The organism is Janthinobacterium sp. BCJ23, from assembly GCF_059617945.1.
The window spans coordinates 153,037-167,513 of sequence record NZ_JCAQAW010000002.1 but is presented as its reverse complement, the minus strand read 5'-3'; the positions used below and the strand labels follow the sequence as shown (position 1 = coordinate 167,513).

Annotated in this window: 20 protein-coding genes; 10 read left to right on the top strand and 10 right to left on the bottom strand. The window is 61.6% G+C overall.

Translation table 11 applies throughout. The features are described 5' to 3' along the window. Window positions 1–4: 4 nt before the first annotated feature. On the bottom strand, window positions 5–1,495 hold the full coding sequence (locus tag AC54AG_RS06785) for an MFS transporter (RefSeq protein ID WP_331776851.1): 1,491 nt from the start codon (window positions 1,493–1,495) through the stop codon (window positions 5–7). Between the two features lie 128 nt (window positions 1,496–1,623). Then, window positions 1,624–2,208, bottom strand: coding sequence for a GNAT family N-acetyltransferase (locus AC54AG_RS06780; RefSeq protein ID WP_331776620.1), 585 nt, complete (start codon window positions 2,206–2,208; stop codon window positions 1,624–1,626). A 97-nt stretch (window positions 2,209–2,305) separates the two neighbouring features. Here AC54AG_RS06780 and AC54AG_RS06775 point away from each other — a divergent pair, with 97 nt between their 5' ends. The 3 genes from AC54AG_RS06775 (at window position 2,306) to AC54AG_RS06765 (ending at window position 4,482) form a co-directional block, all read left to right on the top strand. Next, complete coding sequence (locus AC54AG_RS06775; RefSeq protein ID WP_496629833.1) at window positions 2,306–3,187, top strand: LysR family transcriptional regulator; 882 nt, start codon at window positions 2,306–2,308, stop codon at window positions 3,185–3,187. 166 nt (window positions 3,188–3,353) lie between these two features. Continuing rightward, window positions 3,354–3,971, top strand: a complete 618-nt coding sequence (locus tag AC54AG_RS06770) for a hypothetical protein (protein ID WP_139143294.1) — start codon at window positions 3,354–3,356, stop codon at window positions 3,969–3,971. A gap of 4 nt (window positions 3,972–3,975) precedes the next feature. After that, window positions 3,976–4,482 (top strand): hypothetical protein, encoded by a 507-nt coding sequence (locus tag AC54AG_RS06765; protein WP_496629832.1) that lies wholly within the window; start codon window positions 3,976–3,978, stop codon window positions 4,480–4,482. On the opposite strand, the gene AC54AG_RS06760 is transcribed toward AC54AG_RS06765, so the two are convergent. Together AC54AG_RS06760 and AC54AG_RS06755 are read right to left on the bottom strand one after the other, a co-directional pair. After that, the gene (locus tag AC54AG_RS06760) at window positions 4,438–5,493 is read right to left on the bottom strand and encodes an NAD(P)/FAD-dependent oxidoreductase (RefSeq protein WP_496629831.1); all 1,056 of its coding nucleotides are present in this window, start codon (window positions 5,491–5,493) and stop codon (window positions 4,438–4,440) included. The two genes, AC54AG_RS06765 and AC54AG_RS06760, sit on opposite strands and share 45 nt — an antisense overlap. Before the next feature lie 22 nt (window positions 5,494–5,515). Then, window positions 5,516–6,058 carry a GNAT family N-acetyltransferase gene (locus tag AC54AG_RS06755; RefSeq protein WP_496629830.1) on the bottom strand — a complete coding sequence of 181 codons (543 nt, stop codon included), beginning with the start codon at window positions 6,056–6,058 and terminating at the stop codon, window positions 5,516–5,518. Between the two features lie 91 nt (window positions 6,059–6,149). Between AC54AG_RS06755 and AC54AG_RS06750 the strand changes: the two genes are divergently transcribed. From AC54AG_RS06750 to AC54AG_RS06735, 4 genes are read left to right on the top strand one after another with little or no spacing between them, the layout of a single operon-like run. After that, window positions 6,150–7,325, top strand: coding sequence for a citrate synthase family protein (locus AC54AG_RS06750; RefSeq protein WP_496629828.1), 1,176 nt, complete (start codon window positions 6,150–6,152; stop codon window positions 7,323–7,325). Window positions 7,326–7,370: 45 nt separating this feature from the next. Further along, the gene (locus tag AC54AG_RS06745; RefSeq protein ID WP_496629827.1) at window positions 7,371–7,862 is read left to right on the top strand and encodes a MarR family winged helix-turn-helix transcriptional regulator; all 492 of its coding nucleotides are present in this window, start codon (window positions 7,371–7,373) and stop codon (window positions 7,860–7,862) included. Window positions 7,863–7,896: 34 nt separating this feature from the next. Next, window positions 7,897–8,349, top strand: coding sequence for a PaaI family thioesterase (locus AC54AG_RS06740; protein ID WP_034787481.1), 453 nt, complete (start codon window positions 7,897–7,899; stop codon window positions 8,347–8,349). Next, a complete protein-coding gene (locus tag AC54AG_RS06735) occupies window positions 8,346–8,636 on the top strand; it encodes a hypothetical protein (RefSeq protein WP_496629825.1) in 291 nt (96 codons plus the stop codon). The genes AC54AG_RS06740 and AC54AG_RS06735 overlap by 4 nt, the downstream gene beginning before the upstream one ends. Here the strand turns inward: AC54AG_RS06735 and AC54AG_RS06730 are convergent. Together AC54AG_RS06730 and AC54AG_RS06725 are read right to left on the bottom strand one after the other, a co-directional pair. Then, on the bottom strand, window positions 8,583–9,275 hold the full coding sequence (locus AC54AG_RS06730; RefSeq protein WP_072453630.1) for a hypothetical protein: 693 nt from the start codon (window positions 9,273–9,275) through the stop codon (window positions 8,583–8,585). The two genes, AC54AG_RS06735 and AC54AG_RS06730, sit on opposite strands and share 54 nt — an antisense overlap. 49 nt (window positions 9,276–9,324) lie before the next feature. Then, a complete protein-coding gene (locus tag AC54AG_RS06725) occupies window positions 9,325–9,549 on the bottom strand; it encodes a hypothetical protein (RefSeq protein ID WP_072453631.1) in 225 nt (74 codons plus the stop codon). A gap of 163 nt (window positions 9,550–9,712) precedes the next feature. Here AC54AG_RS06725 and AC54AG_RS06720 point away from each other — a divergent pair, with 163 nt between their 5' ends. Together AC54AG_RS06720 and AC54AG_RS06715 are read left to right on the top strand one after the other, a co-directional pair. Further along, a complete protein-coding gene (locus tag AC54AG_RS06720) occupies window positions 9,713–9,964 on the top strand; it encodes a GNAT family N-acetyltransferase (protein WP_139248268.1) in 252 nt (83 codons plus the stop codon). Between the two features lie 162 nt (window positions 9,965–10,126). Further along, a complete protein-coding gene (locus AC54AG_RS06715; RefSeq protein ID WP_496629823.1) occupies window positions 10,127–10,666 on the top strand; it encodes a hypothetical protein in 540 nt (179 codons plus the stop codon). Between the two features lie 39 nt (window positions 10,667–10,705). Here the strand turns inward: AC54AG_RS06715 and AC54AG_RS06710 are convergent, their stop codons facing one another. Further along, on the bottom strand, window positions 10,706–11,725 hold the full coding sequence (locus tag AC54AG_RS06710; protein WP_496629822.1) for a tyrosine-type recombinase/integrase: 1,020 nt from the start codon (window positions 11,723–11,725) through the stop codon (window positions 10,706–10,708). A 221-nt stretch (window positions 11,726–11,946) separates the two neighbouring features. Here AC54AG_RS06710 and AC54AG_RS06705 point away from each other — a divergent pair, with 221 nt between their 5' ends. Continuing rightward, entirely contained in the window at window positions 11,947–12,969 is a 1,023-nt protein-coding gene (locus tag AC54AG_RS06705; protein ID WP_496629821.1) for a DNA-binding protein, read from the top strand. A gap of 45 nt (window positions 12,970–13,014) precedes the next feature. Here the strand turns inward: AC54AG_RS06705 and AC54AG_RS06700 are convergent, their stop codons facing one another. The 3 genes from AC54AG_RS06700 to AC54AG_RS06690 are packed head-to-tail and all read right to left on the bottom strand — an operon-like array spanning window position 13,015 to window position 14,447. After that, the gene (locus AC54AG_RS06700; RefSeq protein WP_496629820.1) at window positions 13,015–13,461 is read right to left on the bottom strand and encodes a GNAT family N-acetyltransferase; all 447 of its coding nucleotides are present in this window, start codon (window positions 13,459–13,461) and stop codon (window positions 13,015–13,017) included. Between the two features lie 3 nt (window positions 13,462–13,464). Next, the gene (locus tag AC54AG_RS06695; protein ID WP_496629819.1) at window positions 13,465–14,016 is read right to left on the bottom strand and encodes a hypothetical protein; all 552 of its coding nucleotides are present in this window, start codon (window positions 14,014–14,016) and stop codon (window positions 13,465–13,467) included. After that, on the bottom strand, window positions 14,013–14,447 hold the full coding sequence (locus tag AC54AG_RS06690) for a DUF1801 domain-containing protein (protein WP_496629818.1): 435 nt from the start codon (window positions 14,445–14,447) through the stop codon (window positions 14,013–14,015). The genes AC54AG_RS06695 and AC54AG_RS06690 overlap by 4 nt, the downstream gene beginning before the upstream one ends. Window positions 14,448–14,477 lie beyond the last annotated feature (30 nt).

The following is a 14,477-nucleotide window of genomic DNA, read 5'->3' as shown; positions in this document are numbered from 1 at the left end:
TCCATCAGACCGAGATCGAGATCGCCCGGCGCGCCCGCAGATGCAGGTGGCGGATAGTGACAGCAGCCGCCATCAGGATGGCGGAAGCCGTGGCCAGCACAACAATAAATGCCTTGTCGAAGGCCGAGCGGGCCAGTTCCGACACTTGCAAGCCCAGTTCGGCCGGCAATTGCTCGGCAGCCAGCAGCGCTGCATCAAGCGTGTCATGGGCATTCGGCAACAGGCCCGCGCTTTCCGGTATCACCAGGGTGGCGCTGTAGACGGCCGACAGAATGGTGCCCAGCACCGTCACGCCGATCACGGCGCCCAGTTCATACGACACTTCCTCGATCGACGCGGCCATGCCCGCTTGCTGGGGAGCCACGTTCAGCATCACGGCGCTCGACGCGGCCGTCATGACGGCACCCAGGCCCAGGCCGAGGATCACCAGGCTGGCCACTTGCGCCGAGACGGCGGCGTCATGCAGCACCAGATACGATGCCATGCCAATGCCCGACAGCAGCAGCGAACCCCACAACACCTTGGCCTTGTCGGCGCGCGGCAGCATGAAACCCGTCAACGGCCCCGCAAACACGGACGCCAGCGGCAGCGGCAACAGCAGCAGACCCGCTTCCAGCGGCGACAGTTCCCGCACCAGCTGCATGTGCTGGCTCAGCGCCAGTTCCATGCCGATCAGCGCGGCGGACGCCACCATGGCGGCGGCCACGGCGCTGGAAAACGGCAGTTCGCGGAACAGGGCGAAATCGATCAGCGGCTTGGCTTGCCGCTTCTGGCGGCGCACGAATTTGAGCATGAAGAAGGCGCCCACGGCGAAAGCAAAGGCGGCCAGCGCATACGACGGCTGCGACTTGCCCAGCTCCTTGATCGCATACACGCCACCAAGCAGACCCATCATGATTTGCAGGGAGCCGGCCAGATCCCACGGCTTGTCGCGGTTACCGGCCCGTTTCGGCAGGACTACGGTGGCCAGCACCAGGGTCAGCAGCACGATGGGCACGTTGATCAGGAACACGGAACCCCACCAGTAATGTTCCATCAGGAAACCGCCGAGCACGGGACCGAACGCGGCACCACCGGAAGCAATCGCCGCCCACACGCCGATGGCGAACGAGCGCTCGCGGTTATCCGTAAAGGTCAGGCGGATGATGGACAAGGTGGCCGGCATCATCAAGGCGGCGCCGATCGCCAGCAGCACGCGGGCAAAGATCAGCCATTCGGGCGCGGGCGAAAACGCGGCGCACAGCGAGGCGATGCCGAACACGGCCAGGCCGGCAAGGAAAACGGGTTTGTGGCTCAGACGGTCACCGAGGGTGCCGAAGCCGGGCAACAGACCGGAGACGACCAGCGCGTAGACGTTGATGATCCACAGTTTTTGCGAGGAGGAGGCCTGCAAGTCGCGCGTCAGCGCGGGCAAGGCTGTGTAGAGCACGGTCATGTCGACCACGATGAGGAACAAGGCGCTGGAGACGATGGCCAGCGTCAGCCATTTTTTCATTGGATGCATAAACAACTCATGGATTTTAGTGTAACTTTTAACAACTATCGGTCTGGATAAAGCGGGTGCTGCGCAAATATTTACGTTCCAGGCTGCCACGGGCCTGGGCTTGTCGGGGGCGGCGGGCGTCAGCCACGGTCGCCATCCTTGTCATCCACGGCAGCCGTTACTGCCGGCACGTCGAGTTCGCGCAGCATGACGACGGACACTTGCTTGAAGCCACGGCCCTGGAAGAACTTTTGCGCCGTCAGGTTGTGCGCGCCGCATTCGAGGAACAGCCGGGCGATGCCGTGACTGCGCAGCTCGTCGGCGACCCACTCCACCAGCTGGCTGCCGATGCCGCTGCCGCGCACGGAAGGCAGCAAGACCAGGTCATCGAGCGCAGCGAACGATTTCGAGGCGCGCTGGCGCGTGTCGATGGATACCAACGCCATGCCGACGATGGCTTCGCCCGACGTGGCGACAGCCAGCAGGGTCGAATCGCCATGCGCCCAGTCATGCGACAGGGCGGCGCGGATTTCGCCACGGATCACCTCAGGCAAGTCCGCGCGCCAGTTGCCGGGCGCGTCGGCGCGTTCGCCCTGCAGCTCCGAATGGGAGATATAGTCGGCGCTGACGTTGTCGAGGTAGAGCTTGCACAAGGTATCTTCGGCGGTGGCGTCGTGACACCAGCTGAAGCTGATGGCGGGTGAATTGGCTTGAGCGTTTTTCATGGCGGATCTCATGTTGTTGAAAATGTAAAGACATTTTATGTCGCCCCTGAATGGCATTCAAGTTAAAATCCATCTGTAAAACAGATGGATGGATGCCATGCAATGGACTTTGGAACAAATGCGCTACTTTGAAGCGGCCGTCGCGGCCGGTTCTTTCTCGGGTGCGGCGCGCCGGCTGGGTCGCGCGCAATCGGTGGTCAGCACCTCGATCGGGCTGCTGGAAGCGGAATTCGGCGTGGAACTGTTCGACCGCTCACGCCGCAGCGCCGTACTGACGGAAGCGGGCAAGGTGATGCACCTGGAAGCGTGCGAACTGCTGCGCCAGGCCGAGCGCTTGCAGCTGCGCGCGCAACTGCTGAGCGCCGCTCCCGAAACCCAGCTGACCCTGGCCCTGGACGAAGCCCTGCCCTATCTGGCCATCGGTACTTTGGTGAAAGAACTGGCGGCGCGCTATCCGGCCCTGGAACTGGTGATGCTCAACGCCACGGCGTCGGAAGTGGCGCAATACGTGGAACAGCAGCAAGCCGACGTGGCCTTCCACTTCGACCGCGGCCCGATCTCGCCCGTGCTGGAACAGCAGCACATCGGCAGCGTGGCGCAAGGCGTGTTCGTGGCAAAAGGCCACGCCATGGCGCACGGCCAGGAAGTGAGCCGCAACGAGCTGACCCGCTACCGCCAGCTGATCATGGATTCCGAACTCAACCGCGAACACGCCTTCAGCCCCGCCGTCTGGTTTTCCGACAGCTTCTACAGTATTGCCGAGATGGTCGCGGACGGGCTGGGCTGGGCGATTCTGCCGCTGAACATCGCCAATTACGACAACTACAAGGGATATCTGCAGGAAGTGCCCTGCCCTGCGCTGGCCTTGTCGCGGCTGCCGGTGCGTCGGCTGTCGATACATGGGAAGAAACTGAGCGAGACGAGTTTGTGGCTGACGGACAGGCTGGCGGAGTTGTTGGCGGATGGGCCGCGGGGGTGAATGTATGTAAGTCAATGTGGAAACGCTTGGGTTTTTAACGCTCAATAGAAGCCAGCTCCTGATAGCTGATCCGGTACGACAAGGAACCTGAGTTAAAGGCCGAGGTATGACACAATGATTTGAACTTGAATGATTGAAAACGGCCGCATTAAATGACCAGGGAAAAATGACTATTAACACCAAACTGAAAAAACTCGAAGATAAAGCCATGGCCAAAGGCGAGTATGCGGTCGCCGCAGCCGCAGCCCATCTGTTACAAGATATAGTCTGCGTGGACAAGCAGATTAACCTGGTTGGGGCGATGCACGAAGTTGGCTACCTGCAAAATTCATTTTCTCCATACAGGAAAGAATTCAGAGCTGATGAATCGGCATGGATAGAACGCTGTTTAAGCAGACTTGTCACTGCTGACCATGACTATTGGGCGCTTGCATCGCTTCTGGGCTGCAATGGTCCAACGACCGTCAGCATCGCCATTGGCCTGGGTTTCAAATCCGCCGCAACAAGGCTCTACGAACGTTTTGACAAACCCAAGGTCCATGTCAATACTTTATATTTGACAGCCAATGGAAAAGTGCTGCATCCAGTACTGGAAATCGGCTATGACACAGCTGAAATGAAAAATGTCGACGTGGGAAGAGCGCGGGCGCTTAGTTTGGAAAATGCACAATGGCAACCAGGTGATTGTTTGGGCGTAGGCGCACTGTCACTTTCCATGCAGGCCAAACTTCCGCATGGCGCATGGAGGTCGGTATGGACGGCTTTTGAAACATGGGATGCATAATGACATGATGAAATGCAAGACAATCAATGCATGGCTGGAAATGGCGCAAGATGATGAAGTGCTCATTGATCCCGACGATATCAATCACGAAGCGATAAACAATATGTGGAGCTTTTCGCCCACGGAAGAGGAAACGCCGCAGATCCATGCGGCGGATATCGTTGAATTCATTGGAGAGTTGATCGCGGCCCGCAGCAGCGCGCTCGCTGGCGAAGAGATGCTGTTCTATTGCTGGCATGATGCGCAATGCCGCCAGTTGCGCTTCAGCCTGGTGTCGCGCTCGCATGGACGCTTGCCGTTTCGCTGCGAGCTGCGCGAAACGCAGGATCTGGCGCTGATCGCCGACCGCGTGGTGAACGAGGACTGGCGCAACGAACATTATATGCAAGCACCGTCGGAGGACGGCGATGAGCACCAGCAAGCGCCGTTCGTCCTGACCGTGTTTGTCGTGCCTGTGCCCCAGGAATCAGCACGCCAGGAAGCGCGCGGGCCGGCAAGCCTCCAGGGCTGACATGGGCTGGCCAGTGACGATTTCCTCGCTGGCAAGCTGTCCCACGATGGCCGCCAGCACGACGCCTGGATGCATGGCGCACACGTACGCGCCTTCGACCTGCGGCAAGTAGCCGATGACGGGCACGCCGTCTGCGGGCATGGGGCGCAGGCCGACGCAGGCAAATTCCGGCGCGATAGCCTCGGCGCCCGCAAGTTCGTTGCGGATGGCGCTGGCCGTGCGCTGCGCCATGACGGCGGGCTGGTTGTCCGGGGCGTCGTCCACGTAGTCTTCCGCCGCCAGCATGGTCCCGTCTTCGTCTTGCCGCACTTCCATTGCATGACTGGAAATGATGCCGCGCACCAGGCCGGGCGGCGCCTGGTAGCGCATGAAGATCGCGGGCGAGGCATGAATGGGCAGATTGGCGCCCAGTTGCTCGGCCAGTTTGGCGGTACCTGTGCCTGCCGCCAGCACGACCACGTCCGCTTCGATGAGGCCCACGGCCGTTTCCACACCCGTCACCTTTGCATCCTGGACGGCAAAGCCCAGCACGGGCGTGTGCGTGCGCACGGTCGCGCCCAGCGCCTGGGCCGCTGCGAGCAAGGCGTGCGTGGCGGCAACGGCGTCGAGCGCGCCCTGCTCCGGTTCGTACAGCGCCTGTTCCGGCGGCTGCCGCAGATGCGGTTCAAGCTGGGCGATGCGCGAGCGGCCCACCAAGATGGATACGGGCGACAACCGCCCATCCTGCGTGCCATACGATAAGGCGCCATGCCAGCGCACGGTCAATCCGGGCACCTGCGTTTCCAGCTGGCGCCAGGCGGCGATGGCGCTGCTACGAAGGGCCGCGATGGGATCGGGCCCGGCGCAGGACGTGTTAATCCACGCAAACGAGGTGCCCGTCACGCCGGAAGCAATGTCGCCCGCCTCGACCACGGTGACTTGCGCCCCCTTGCTGGCCAGGTGGTACGCGAGTGACGCGCCCACGATGCCGGCGCCAATGACGACGACGCGTTTCGGGCTCTCATGATTCATATCTGCCAACTTTGTTTATTTATCACAGGGCAGAGTCTACCCCAGCCGCCCGCAAATCCAGCGTATAGGCATGGCCATCGACGACCTTGCCTGCCACGATGGCAATATCGTGCACGGTCGTTCCCTGCACGAAACCGCAGCGTTCCAGCACGCGGATCGAGGCCGCATTGCCATCGATGGCGTAGGCGCACAGGCTGGCCAGCCGCCATTCCTCTTGCGCCAGGCCGATCAGGTAGCACAGCGCGGCCGTGGCCAGGCCCTTGCCCGCCTGATGCTCGCCGATGCGGTAGCCGACTTCGGCCGTTCGGGCCTGCTTGTCGATATCCTTGAGGTTGGCGCGCCCGATCAGCTCGCCGTGCTCATCGACGATGACGCAGGGGTGCATGCGCCCCTGTACGTGCTCGTCAAGGAATTGCGCGACATGCGCCTGAATGCCGTCGACGCTGTAAAAAGCGTCCGGACGCCGGTCGATATGGCGCTCGAACCAGGCCCGGTTAGCTTGCTCAAAAGCCAGCAAGGGCGCGGCGTCGTCCGGACGCAGGGTGCGAATCGTGTGTGTACTCATGGAGACTCCTGCAAAGGCATGAGTCTAGTGAAGCGCCACGCGGCCCGTCAATCTTGATTCCACGAATCAATATACAGATACAATCGCCGCCATGAAAAACGACTTATCCGCCCTCGACGCGGCGCGCCTGCTGGGCGTCAGCCTGCCCACCCTGTATTCCTATGTGAGCCGGGGCTTGCTGGCGTCCGTCAGCAATGGAGCGTCGCGCCGCAAGCGCTATCCGCAGGAAGACGTGCTGCGCCTGGCGGCGCGCAAGAATGACGCCAAGCGCGGCGGCCAGACGGCCGTGGCTGCCATGCACTGGGGCTTGCCCGTGCTGGAGACGCAGATTTCCCACATTCTCGATGGACGGCTGTTGTACCGTGGCCGCAATGCGACATCGCTGGCGCAGCACGCGCCCTTGGAAGCGGCCGCCAGCCTGCTGTGGGACGACGGTGCGAGTGACTATTTCCAGCAAGATGCTCCTGCCCTGCCGCAGGGGCTGGCCAAAGTGCCCGATGCGACGCCGCTGACGCGCGCCATGCTGGCCATGGCCATGCTGTCGTCCCTGCCTGCACCTGTGGACATGCTGCAGTCCGGCCCCGCCTTGATGCGCATCCTGGCCGCCGCTCTGCTGCAGACGGCACCGTCCGCCTTGCCGCTGCACCGGCAGCTGGCGCAGGCGTGGAATGCCGACACGGACCAGACTGAATTGCTGCGCGCCGCCCTCGTACTGCTGGCCGACCATGAATTGAATGCGTCGACCTTTGCCGTGCGCTGCGTCGCCTCGACGGGTGCCAGTCTGCCCGCCGCGCTGGGCGCCGGGCTGGCGGCCTTGTCCGGCGACAGGCACGGCGGCGGCAGCGCGGCGGCCAGGTGCATGTTGATGCAGGCGCTGGCCGCGCCGGACGCCAGGGACGCCATCGGCGCATTTTACAAGACCATCGCGCCGGAATTCGCCGGCTTTGGCCACCCGCTGTATCCGCAAGGCGACCCGCGTGCCGCGTATCTGCTGGATCGCCTGTCGGCGCTGTCGCACAAGTCCCCCCAGCTGGGCGCCATCCTGCCCGTCTGCGCCACGGCGGGTGAGCTGCTCGATGCGCGTCCGAATGCCGACCTGGCGCTCGCGGCCATGGAGCTGGCGTTCGGCTGGCCCGAGGGCGCAGCATTGAGCGTGTTTGCGCTGGCCCGCTCGGCCGGATGGATCGCGCATGCCAACGAGCAAGCCGCCAGCGCGGCCCTGATACGCCCCCGCGCCCGCTACATCGGGTGCCACCAGCGCGACTGACAATATCCGCTTGATTTATTACGCATACGTAGTAGTATACTTCGCATGCGTACCAATACCTCCCCTACTCCAGACGTTCCCGATACCGTAGCCTGCCCGCTGGGCGAGCGTTCGCCGCGGCTGTTCAATCTGCTCAATCTGGCGCGCCAGAACCTGTTTCGCTCGGCCGATGCCGTCTTCACCAGTGAACTGGGATTTTCCGGCACACAAGTGGTCGCCCTGTTTGCCCTGAAGGGCGAGGAAGGCTGTCAATTGAAGGATCTCGGGCGGGCGCTGCAGCTGAAAAATTCGGCCGTCACGGGGCTGGTGGCGCGCATGGAGGAAAACGGCCTGATCGTGCGCGGCCAGTCGGCGCTCGATGCGCGCGCCGGCACCTTGCACATGTCGCCCAAGGGCGGTGAGGTGCTGGCCGCCGCCCTGCCCCTGCTCGACAGCCTGAATGAACAACTGAAGCAAGGTTTCAGTGAGGAAGAACTGGCCGTCGTCGCCCGCTTCCTGCTGCACGCCTCGCGCCTGCGTTTTGCGCAGGACGTCTGACCCATCCCCACACCACCACACACAGGAGTTACCCATGCACCCGAACGACATGACCGGCTTGCAACTGATGCAAGCTTTCGCGCAAGGCCTGTTCCCACGGCCCGGCATTTCCAAGACCATGCCCATGGATGCGCAGACGGTCGAGCATGGCCGTGTCATTTTCACGGCGACGGCAAATGAAACGCACACCAATCCCATGGGCGGCGTGCACGGCGGTTTCGCGGCCACCGTGCTCGACACCGTCACGGGCTGCGCCACGCACACGGTCTTGCCGGCCGGCGAAAGCTACGGCACGACGGACCTGAACATCAAGATGTGCCGCCCCCTGCCCTTCAACGTGACGGTCTACGCCGAAGGCAAAGTGATCAATGCAGGACGCAACCTGGTCATTTCCGAAGGCACGATCCGCGACGAGGCCGGTAAGGTGTACGCGCACGCGACAGCCACCTGCATGATCATCCGCCCCCGGGAACAAGCGGCCGCATGATACGGCCCGGCACCGTTGAGGAAGCCTGGCACGTACTGCAGGCGATACCCGAGTTCGACCAGCGGCGCAGCCTGGCGCAGTTGCAGGAGCGGTTGCCCGCCGATGCGCTGGTGCTGATCGCGGAAGCGGACGGCCAGCCCGTCGGCTTCAAGCTGGGCTATGCCGCCGAGGATGGCTCCCTATACTGGCTGTCGCCCCGGCTTCCCACGCACAGGCATTCCCCGATTTTATTTTTAGGAATTTTCGACCCAACTGGGTTCGAAGTGTCGGTTAAGCGCTACCATTAATGCAGGCATTTCGTCGTAATAGTGAACAAGTATATTCATGGTGGATGCCAGCGCATTTGCACCAACGCTTACACTACTCTCGTCTTTCTTAAGCCCAAGCTCTAGCATAAACTTTTCTTGATCGACCGTTCCGAAGGCACCGAACACGCCGCTGTAGTTTGGGTGGGAGTACTCAGACAAAGTGTCGTACATCTCACGAAAGCCGTTGAACTTCTTATCGAGCCTGTCAATGGAAGACATGATGCTGGATGTATAGAACTCGTCCTTTATTCCACCCTTTTCCTGCCGATTCGCGAACATCCCCTTCATGAGAAACGTGTCCATAGCGCCAACATCCGGCGTCTTCACGAAAGCATCAAGTTTGGCTTGAAGGTCAGCCAATATCGCTACCGTCTCCATTACCGCTCGGGTAAGCAATACACCACTGACGACGTTGCCAGCCTCTAACAGAGTGACTGCTGGGGATGCAAGAGCAGATGCCCTGTGCAGCAACGTTTCTCGCAGCGAGAACACCTTGAACGGTATTTTCGATTGCATCGGAAGCGCATGAATTGGAATGCTTTTGGGTAGTGAACTCGCCACCGCATCAGCCATAAGCCGTGCCTCTACCAACGGGTCCATTTGTTCGATGTCGTCCATTCCACTCCTCCCAGTTGTTGTGTCGGGTCAGTCTACCAGCAGACCCGGCCTACCTTCTCGCTCGTTTCAGATGCAGCATGAAGCGGCCCCAATCGCGCGGCAGATTGGCCACGCTGGCCGGAGTGGCAAGAAAGCCCGCCAGCACCTGTTCATACAGCGGCAGGCTACGGGCGTAATCCGGCTTGTGCATCGCCTGCGGACAATCCAGATGCCTTAGTACGAAATAGTCAGCCAGTAAATCGCCTTGTGCCTTCATGTTGAAATCTGCCAGCATCTTGCTACTCGCGGACGCACCGCATAACCTAGCTGATACTGCCAAACATGTACCATTTCATGAATAAACCATTGCTTGTAACTGACAGACGCCTGAGCGTAATCATCAAGGAAACAGGACGCGTGGAAGTACAGATGACCGTTTGGCGTCATCGCACAGTTGTTTGGCTGGAAGGTATAGCTGGCTCGGCGGCGTACTGCCCGCGCACCGCAAGTCGGGCCTGGCGCAGCGCGTGTTGGAAGCCCAGGAAGCCTGGGCCAGCGCACACGGTTTTGCGGCCGTCACGGTGAAATCGATGAACCGCTATCCCGCCATGCTGCGCTTGCTGATCCGCAATGGATACCAGATCCGGCTGGTGGAGCACTTTGGCGACACGGCCAGGGAGCGCATTCATTTCATCAAGCCGCTGCCTTGAGTGCCTCACAAAGCTGTATCCATATCTCTTACTTGCCAAAGAAGTAACAATGCCATACACTAAACCATGCTGTGTCCCTGAATCGACAGCATGAGATGCTATAACGCAGGCGCCCATGTTAACTCGTCGTTTTGCAATGTAGAACACGTTGGGTCTAAAAAAATGAAACTACCCGTTCAGCTTGAAAAACTGCATCAAGTCGCTGATGCCGCCGCAATTCAGTTTGAAACTTCCGCCGATATGGTCTTCGAGCCTTGTGGCCTTATCCTGGAAACGCCTCAAATAGAACAGCAATACTGGTGCACCCCTGCTAACGTCGTTACCTTTGCAAGCACAGGCGGGGACGGTGTCCATTACAGTTATCTCAAAGACTTTGTATCCGCTAACGGAGTTTTACCGATCATAATGACTCTGCCAAGCGCGGACGAAAACAACGTAGTGATCGCCGAGTCCTTTGAGGAATTCTTTAATTTGGGCTACTACGTCGGCTGGTACTCCCTGGAGCAGTTGGTATATCAAGAGGAAGAGGCAATCGGTTACTTTACAGAACCCGACGAAGAACACCATGACGATGCGGAGTCTCGTCTCGAATACATGCGGGAGGCTTTGCAGATGCGTCCTGTTACGCCGCAGATGGCGCGGCTCGCCAAGCTCCGCGAGCAATATTTCGATCTTCTGCTGATCGCGGAGTTGCCGGAGTAATCGCAGCCAGTCATTCAGCCGGCGCGCTGGCGCGCACCCTCAGCCCGCCGGCTTCTTCTTCCCCTTCAACAAACTCCCGGCCGCATTTTCCTCGAAGCGGCCCGCCTCTTCTATATAGCCATGCACGGTGCCGTCGTGGCGCCAGCCGCCCTGGCGCTTGATGGCCTGGAAATCGGCGCCGGCCCGGTGCGCGCTGGTGGCCATGCCGCGGCGCAGGCTGTGGCTCGATAGTTCCGGCACGTAATCGAGCTCCGCCAGCCTGGCGCAGCCTTCCAGTATCGTATTGATGCTGCTCGCGTGCAGTCCCTTCGCGCCCACATGTCCCCACTGGTTCACCGTGCGCAAGAGCGGCCCCGTGCGGATGTGCGCCCCAGCCAGCCACGCGCGCAAGGCCGTGGCCGGGCAGCAGACGCCGTCGCCAAACGGGATCGCCTTGACGATGCCCTCGCCCAGTTGATCCGTTTTCGAGCGGGGCAAGGTGATCACCATGCCCTGCGGCTCCCAGCTCACGTCTTCCACAGTCAATCCCACCAGTTCGCTGCGCCGGAAACCGCCAAAAAATCCCAGCTGCAGCAAGGCGCTGTCGCGCAAGGCCTTGTTGGTGCCCAACGCGGCCAGTTTGGCAACGATCACTTCCAGATCTTCCAGAGGCAGGGCCTTGGCCTTCTTCTTTGGCTTGCCATGCAGGCGGGCGATGCCGGCCAGGGTCTTCCGCACGGTGGGCGTGGACGCGGGGTCGGCAAAGGCCTGGTACACATGCCATTGCGACAAAGCCGTCAGGCGCAGGGCCAGGGTGCGAGCGTTCAGGCTGTCCGCATAGGCCAGCAGGTAGCGGATGACGGTGGACTCGTCGGCGGGCAGCGCCCCGCCCCAAGCCTGGAAGTGGCGGATGGCGGAACGGTAGGTGCGGCGCGTGTTGTCCGAGGTGGCGGCGGCGAGAAACGCCTGGTGGCGCGCGGCCAGCTCGGCATCGATCAGGGCGCCGTGTAATGGCGCAGGAGCGATGGCGGTGCTTTTTGGCGCAGCGGCACGGCGTTTCGAGAGGGGCAAATCGGGCATGGCGGCGGCGAAATCGCGGTTTTGTACTGGGAGATACGCAGAATAGCATGCAAAGCACCCCCATAGCACGCGATAAGCGATCTTATCGTGACTTATATTTTTCGAAAATCACGAAAATTTATATCGTAATATTATTTGATATTACGTATCATGTAATACATTACTAAATTTCGCTCATAGGTGGTTTTATGGCCCGCACCGGCATTTTGTACTCTGATGTTATGAAAGCAGCCCAAATCGTCGCTGCCGATGGGCGCAATCCCACGGTCGACAGCGTGCGCGAAGCGCTGGGCAGCACGGGCAGCAAGAGCACCATCGCGCCCTTGTTGAAACGCTGGAAAGAGGAGTTCCAGGGCGCGGGCGCCGTGAAAACGGAAGCGGGCTTGCCGGCCGAGCTGATGGAAGCGATGCGCGGTGTCTATGACAAGCAGCAGCGCGACGTGGCGCAGCAGCTGGAAACGGGCATGCAGCAGAACCGCGCCGAACTCGACGCGGCACTGGAAAAATTGAAAAAGACGGAAACGGAGCGGTTGAAACTGACGGACGCGCGCGCCGCCCTCACCCAGGAATTGCGCGCCACCCAGCACGCGCTGGCACAACTGAAGGAAGAGCACCATTTTCGCGCCGTCACCCTGGCCACCCTGCACAGCGACAACGCTGGCCTGACGCAGCGCCTGGCCGACCGGGGCGAGGAAATCGCGGCCCTGAACCGCCAACTGGCGCAAGTGCGCTCGCAGTTCGACCATTACCAGGAAGCGGCCGCCGCCCAGCGCAACGAGGAACGGGCTCAGGCGCAGCAACGCGAGAGCCGCCTGGAGCAGGAGAACGCCCAGTTGCAGCAGCGCCTGCAAGGCCAGCAAGCGACCTTGGTGCAGCAAGACATGCGGCTGGCACAGCTGCAGGCGGAGCACACGCGCCTGACTGATGACGCGGCCGCCGACCGCGCAGCGCTGGCTACCGTGCGTCCCGAACGCGATCAGTTCGAATTCCAGTACTTGCAGGCGGCCGCGTCGGCCGACGCTTTGCTGGCCAAGCTTGATACGGCCTTGCTGGCGCTGAACGACGCCAAAGTAGCGCTGGCGGCGCAAGACCGGCAGCTCGACATGCTGGCGGAAAATGCGCAGGCGTCGCAACTGAAGGCGGAAAGCCTGGCGCAGGAACGCGACGGCTTGCTGCGCGAGAATGCCGGCATGGCGGCGCGCCTGGCCCTGTTTTCGGATAGCAAGGAGAAGCGCGATGTTTGAACCTGTCTATATGGCTGCCTTGCGCGCCTCGCTGAATCTGACGTTTTATTGCCGGTAGCGCACCCGTATCCATGCGCCGATGGCGTCCACGCCGCTGTCCGCCGCATCTTCGACCCAGCCCGCGCGCGCATAAAAGCGCCGCGCGCCCGTATTGCTCAGCTGCGTTTTCAGGCTCAGGCGGGGACCGAAGCATGCCACGACGGCCGCCAGCAGTTGCCCGCCGATGCCCGAGCCGCTGTGCGCCGGGTGCACATACAGGTGGTGCAGGAAATAGTCGGGGGCATCGCCCGTGTACACGGCGGCAAAACCGGTGACGATGCCGCCGCGTTCGGCAACAAGGATGGCTTCGCCCTGCGTCGCCGCCGTGAAAGTAGCGCTGCCGGCGACAGGGCCGAAGGCGTCGCGCCCTGCCAGGGCCAGGATGGCGGTGCAGGACTGCGCGTCCGCGCTGGAGAAAGGACGAATCAGGCAGATGGCTGGCGCACTATCCATTCCTTACAGGCGGCGATTCAGCACGCTGTCGATATCGTGGGTTTTCAGTTCCGCCTGGACTGTGCCGTCCTGCAACCAGTAGCCGTCACCTCCCTGCTGCAGTGCCGCCAGATCGAGCGTGCCCAGGGCTGGCGGGATGGTGCTGGCGAGCAAGGCCGCCACATCGTCCCATTCCCCATAAAACAGTTTCAGATACCAGCCGTCGTCGTGGGCAAAGGCGAGAATGCGGCCTCGCAAGGCAGGCAGCGGCGTGAGCGCGCCGCGGTGGTCGAGCATCGCAGCCACATCCGCATTGAGGGAAGCCTGCGGCGCTCCCTGCCAATCTGCCCAGGCATGGCTGCCGTAGGCGTACAGGTCTTCATGGGCCAGGGCCGGCAGTTGCTGCCGCGCCAAGGACTGGTAGCTGGCCGGTTTCCTCGCCGTCCCCGCGCTGCCCTTGCGCAGCACGATGCCGTCCGCTTCGCCGAGGGCAGCAATACAATCCTTGAATTCGATGCCGGAAGCGACGAGCATGCGCTCGGCCGGGTCGTGCCAGAGGTACAGATAATGTCTCAAGTAGAAGTCCGTTTTGGTTTTGGCGCCGTATTTGCGGCCACGGCGGCGCGTATCAGCGCCTTGAACGCCGCGGCATCGAGATGCTCGTCTTCGTGGATATCGATGGCCCGGCGCGTGTTGCCGTCCAGGCTGGCATTGAACAGGCCGGCCGGATCGGGCAAGGCGGCGCCCTTGGCGAAGGTGAGTTTCACGGCCGATTTGTAGGTTTCGCCCGTGCAGATCATGCCCGCGTGCGACCAGACGGGCACGCCGCGCCATTTGACTTCCTCGACCACCTCCGGGTCCGCCTGGCGGATCAGCGCCCGCACGGCGGCCAGGGTTTTGCCGCGCCAGTCCGCCAGCGAGGCGATTTTCGCGTCGATCTGGCTGGCGGCGGGCTCGGCGTTTTCGGCGTCATTATCGGGCGCCGTGCCCGGTACTGTTTTTTTCATGGCTGACATTTCCTTCCCTGCCCGCTTGCC

Coding starts and splice junctions, on each gene's coding strand:
- AC54AG_RS06785 (WP_331776851.1), bottom strand. CDS start 1,495: ATGAAAAAATGGCTGACGCTGGCCATCGTCTCCAGCGCCTTGTTCCTC.
- AC54AG_RS06780 (WP_331776620.1), bottom strand. CDS start 2,208: ATGAAAAACGCTCAAGCCAATTCACCCGCCATCAGCTTCAGCTGGTGT.
- AC54AG_RS06775 (WP_496629833.1), top strand. CDS start 2,306: ATGCAATGGACTTTGGAACAAATGCGCTACTTTGAAGCGGCCGTCGCG.
- AC54AG_RS06770 (WP_139143294.1), top strand. CDS start 3,354: ATGACTATTAACACCAAACTGAAAAAACTCGAAGATAAAGCCATGGCC.
- AC54AG_RS06765 (WP_496629832.1), top strand. CDS start 3,976: ATGATGAAATGCAAGACAATCAATGCATGGCTGGAAATGGCGCAAGAT.
- AC54AG_RS06760 (WP_496629831.1), bottom strand. CDS start 5,493: ATGAATCATGAGAGCCCGAAACGCGTCGTCGTCATTGGCGCCGGCATC.
- AC54AG_RS06755 (WP_496629830.1), bottom strand. CDS start 6,058: ATGAGTACACACACGATTCGCACCCTGCGTCCGGACGACGCCGCGCCC.
- AC54AG_RS06750 (WP_496629828.1), top strand. CDS start 6,150: ATGAAAAACGACTTATCCGCCCTCGACGCGGCGCGCCTGCTGGGCGTC.
- AC54AG_RS06745 (WP_496629827.1), top strand. CDS start 7,371: ATGCGTACCAATACCTCCCCTACTCCAGACGTTCCCGATACCGTAGCC.
- AC54AG_RS06740 (WP_034787481.1), top strand. CDS start 7,897: ATGCACCCGAACGACATGACCGGCTTGCAACTGATGCAAGCTTTCGCG.
- AC54AG_RS06735 (WP_496629825.1), top strand. CDS start 8,346: ATGATACGGCCCGGCACCGTTGAGGAAGCCTGGCACGTACTGCAGGCG.
- AC54AG_RS06730 (WP_072453630.1), bottom strand. CDS start 9,275: ATGGACGACATCGAACAAATGGACCCGTTGGTAGAGGCACGGCTTATG.
- AC54AG_RS06725 (WP_072453631.1), bottom strand. CDS start 9,549: ATGCTGGCAGATTTCAACATGAAGGCACAAGGCGATTTACTGGCTGAC.
- AC54AG_RS06715 (WP_496629823.1), top strand. CDS start 10,127: ATGAAACTACCCGTTCAGCTTGAAAAACTGCATCAAGTCGCTGATGCC.
- AC54AG_RS06710 (WP_496629822.1), bottom strand. CDS start 11,725: ATGCCCGATTTGCCCCTCTCGAAACGCCGTGCCGCTGCGCCAAAAAGC.
- AC54AG_RS06705 (WP_496629821.1), top strand. CDS start 11,947: ATGAAAGCAGCCCAAATCGTCGCTGCCGATGGGCGCAATCCCACGGTC.
- AC54AG_RS06700 (WP_496629820.1), bottom strand. CDS start 13,461: ATGGATAGTGCGCCAGCCATCTGCCTGATTCGTCCTTTCTCCAGCGCG.
- AC54AG_RS06690 (WP_496629818.1), bottom strand. CDS start 14,447: ATGAAAAAAACAGTACCGGGCACGGCGCCCGATAATGACGCCGAAAAC.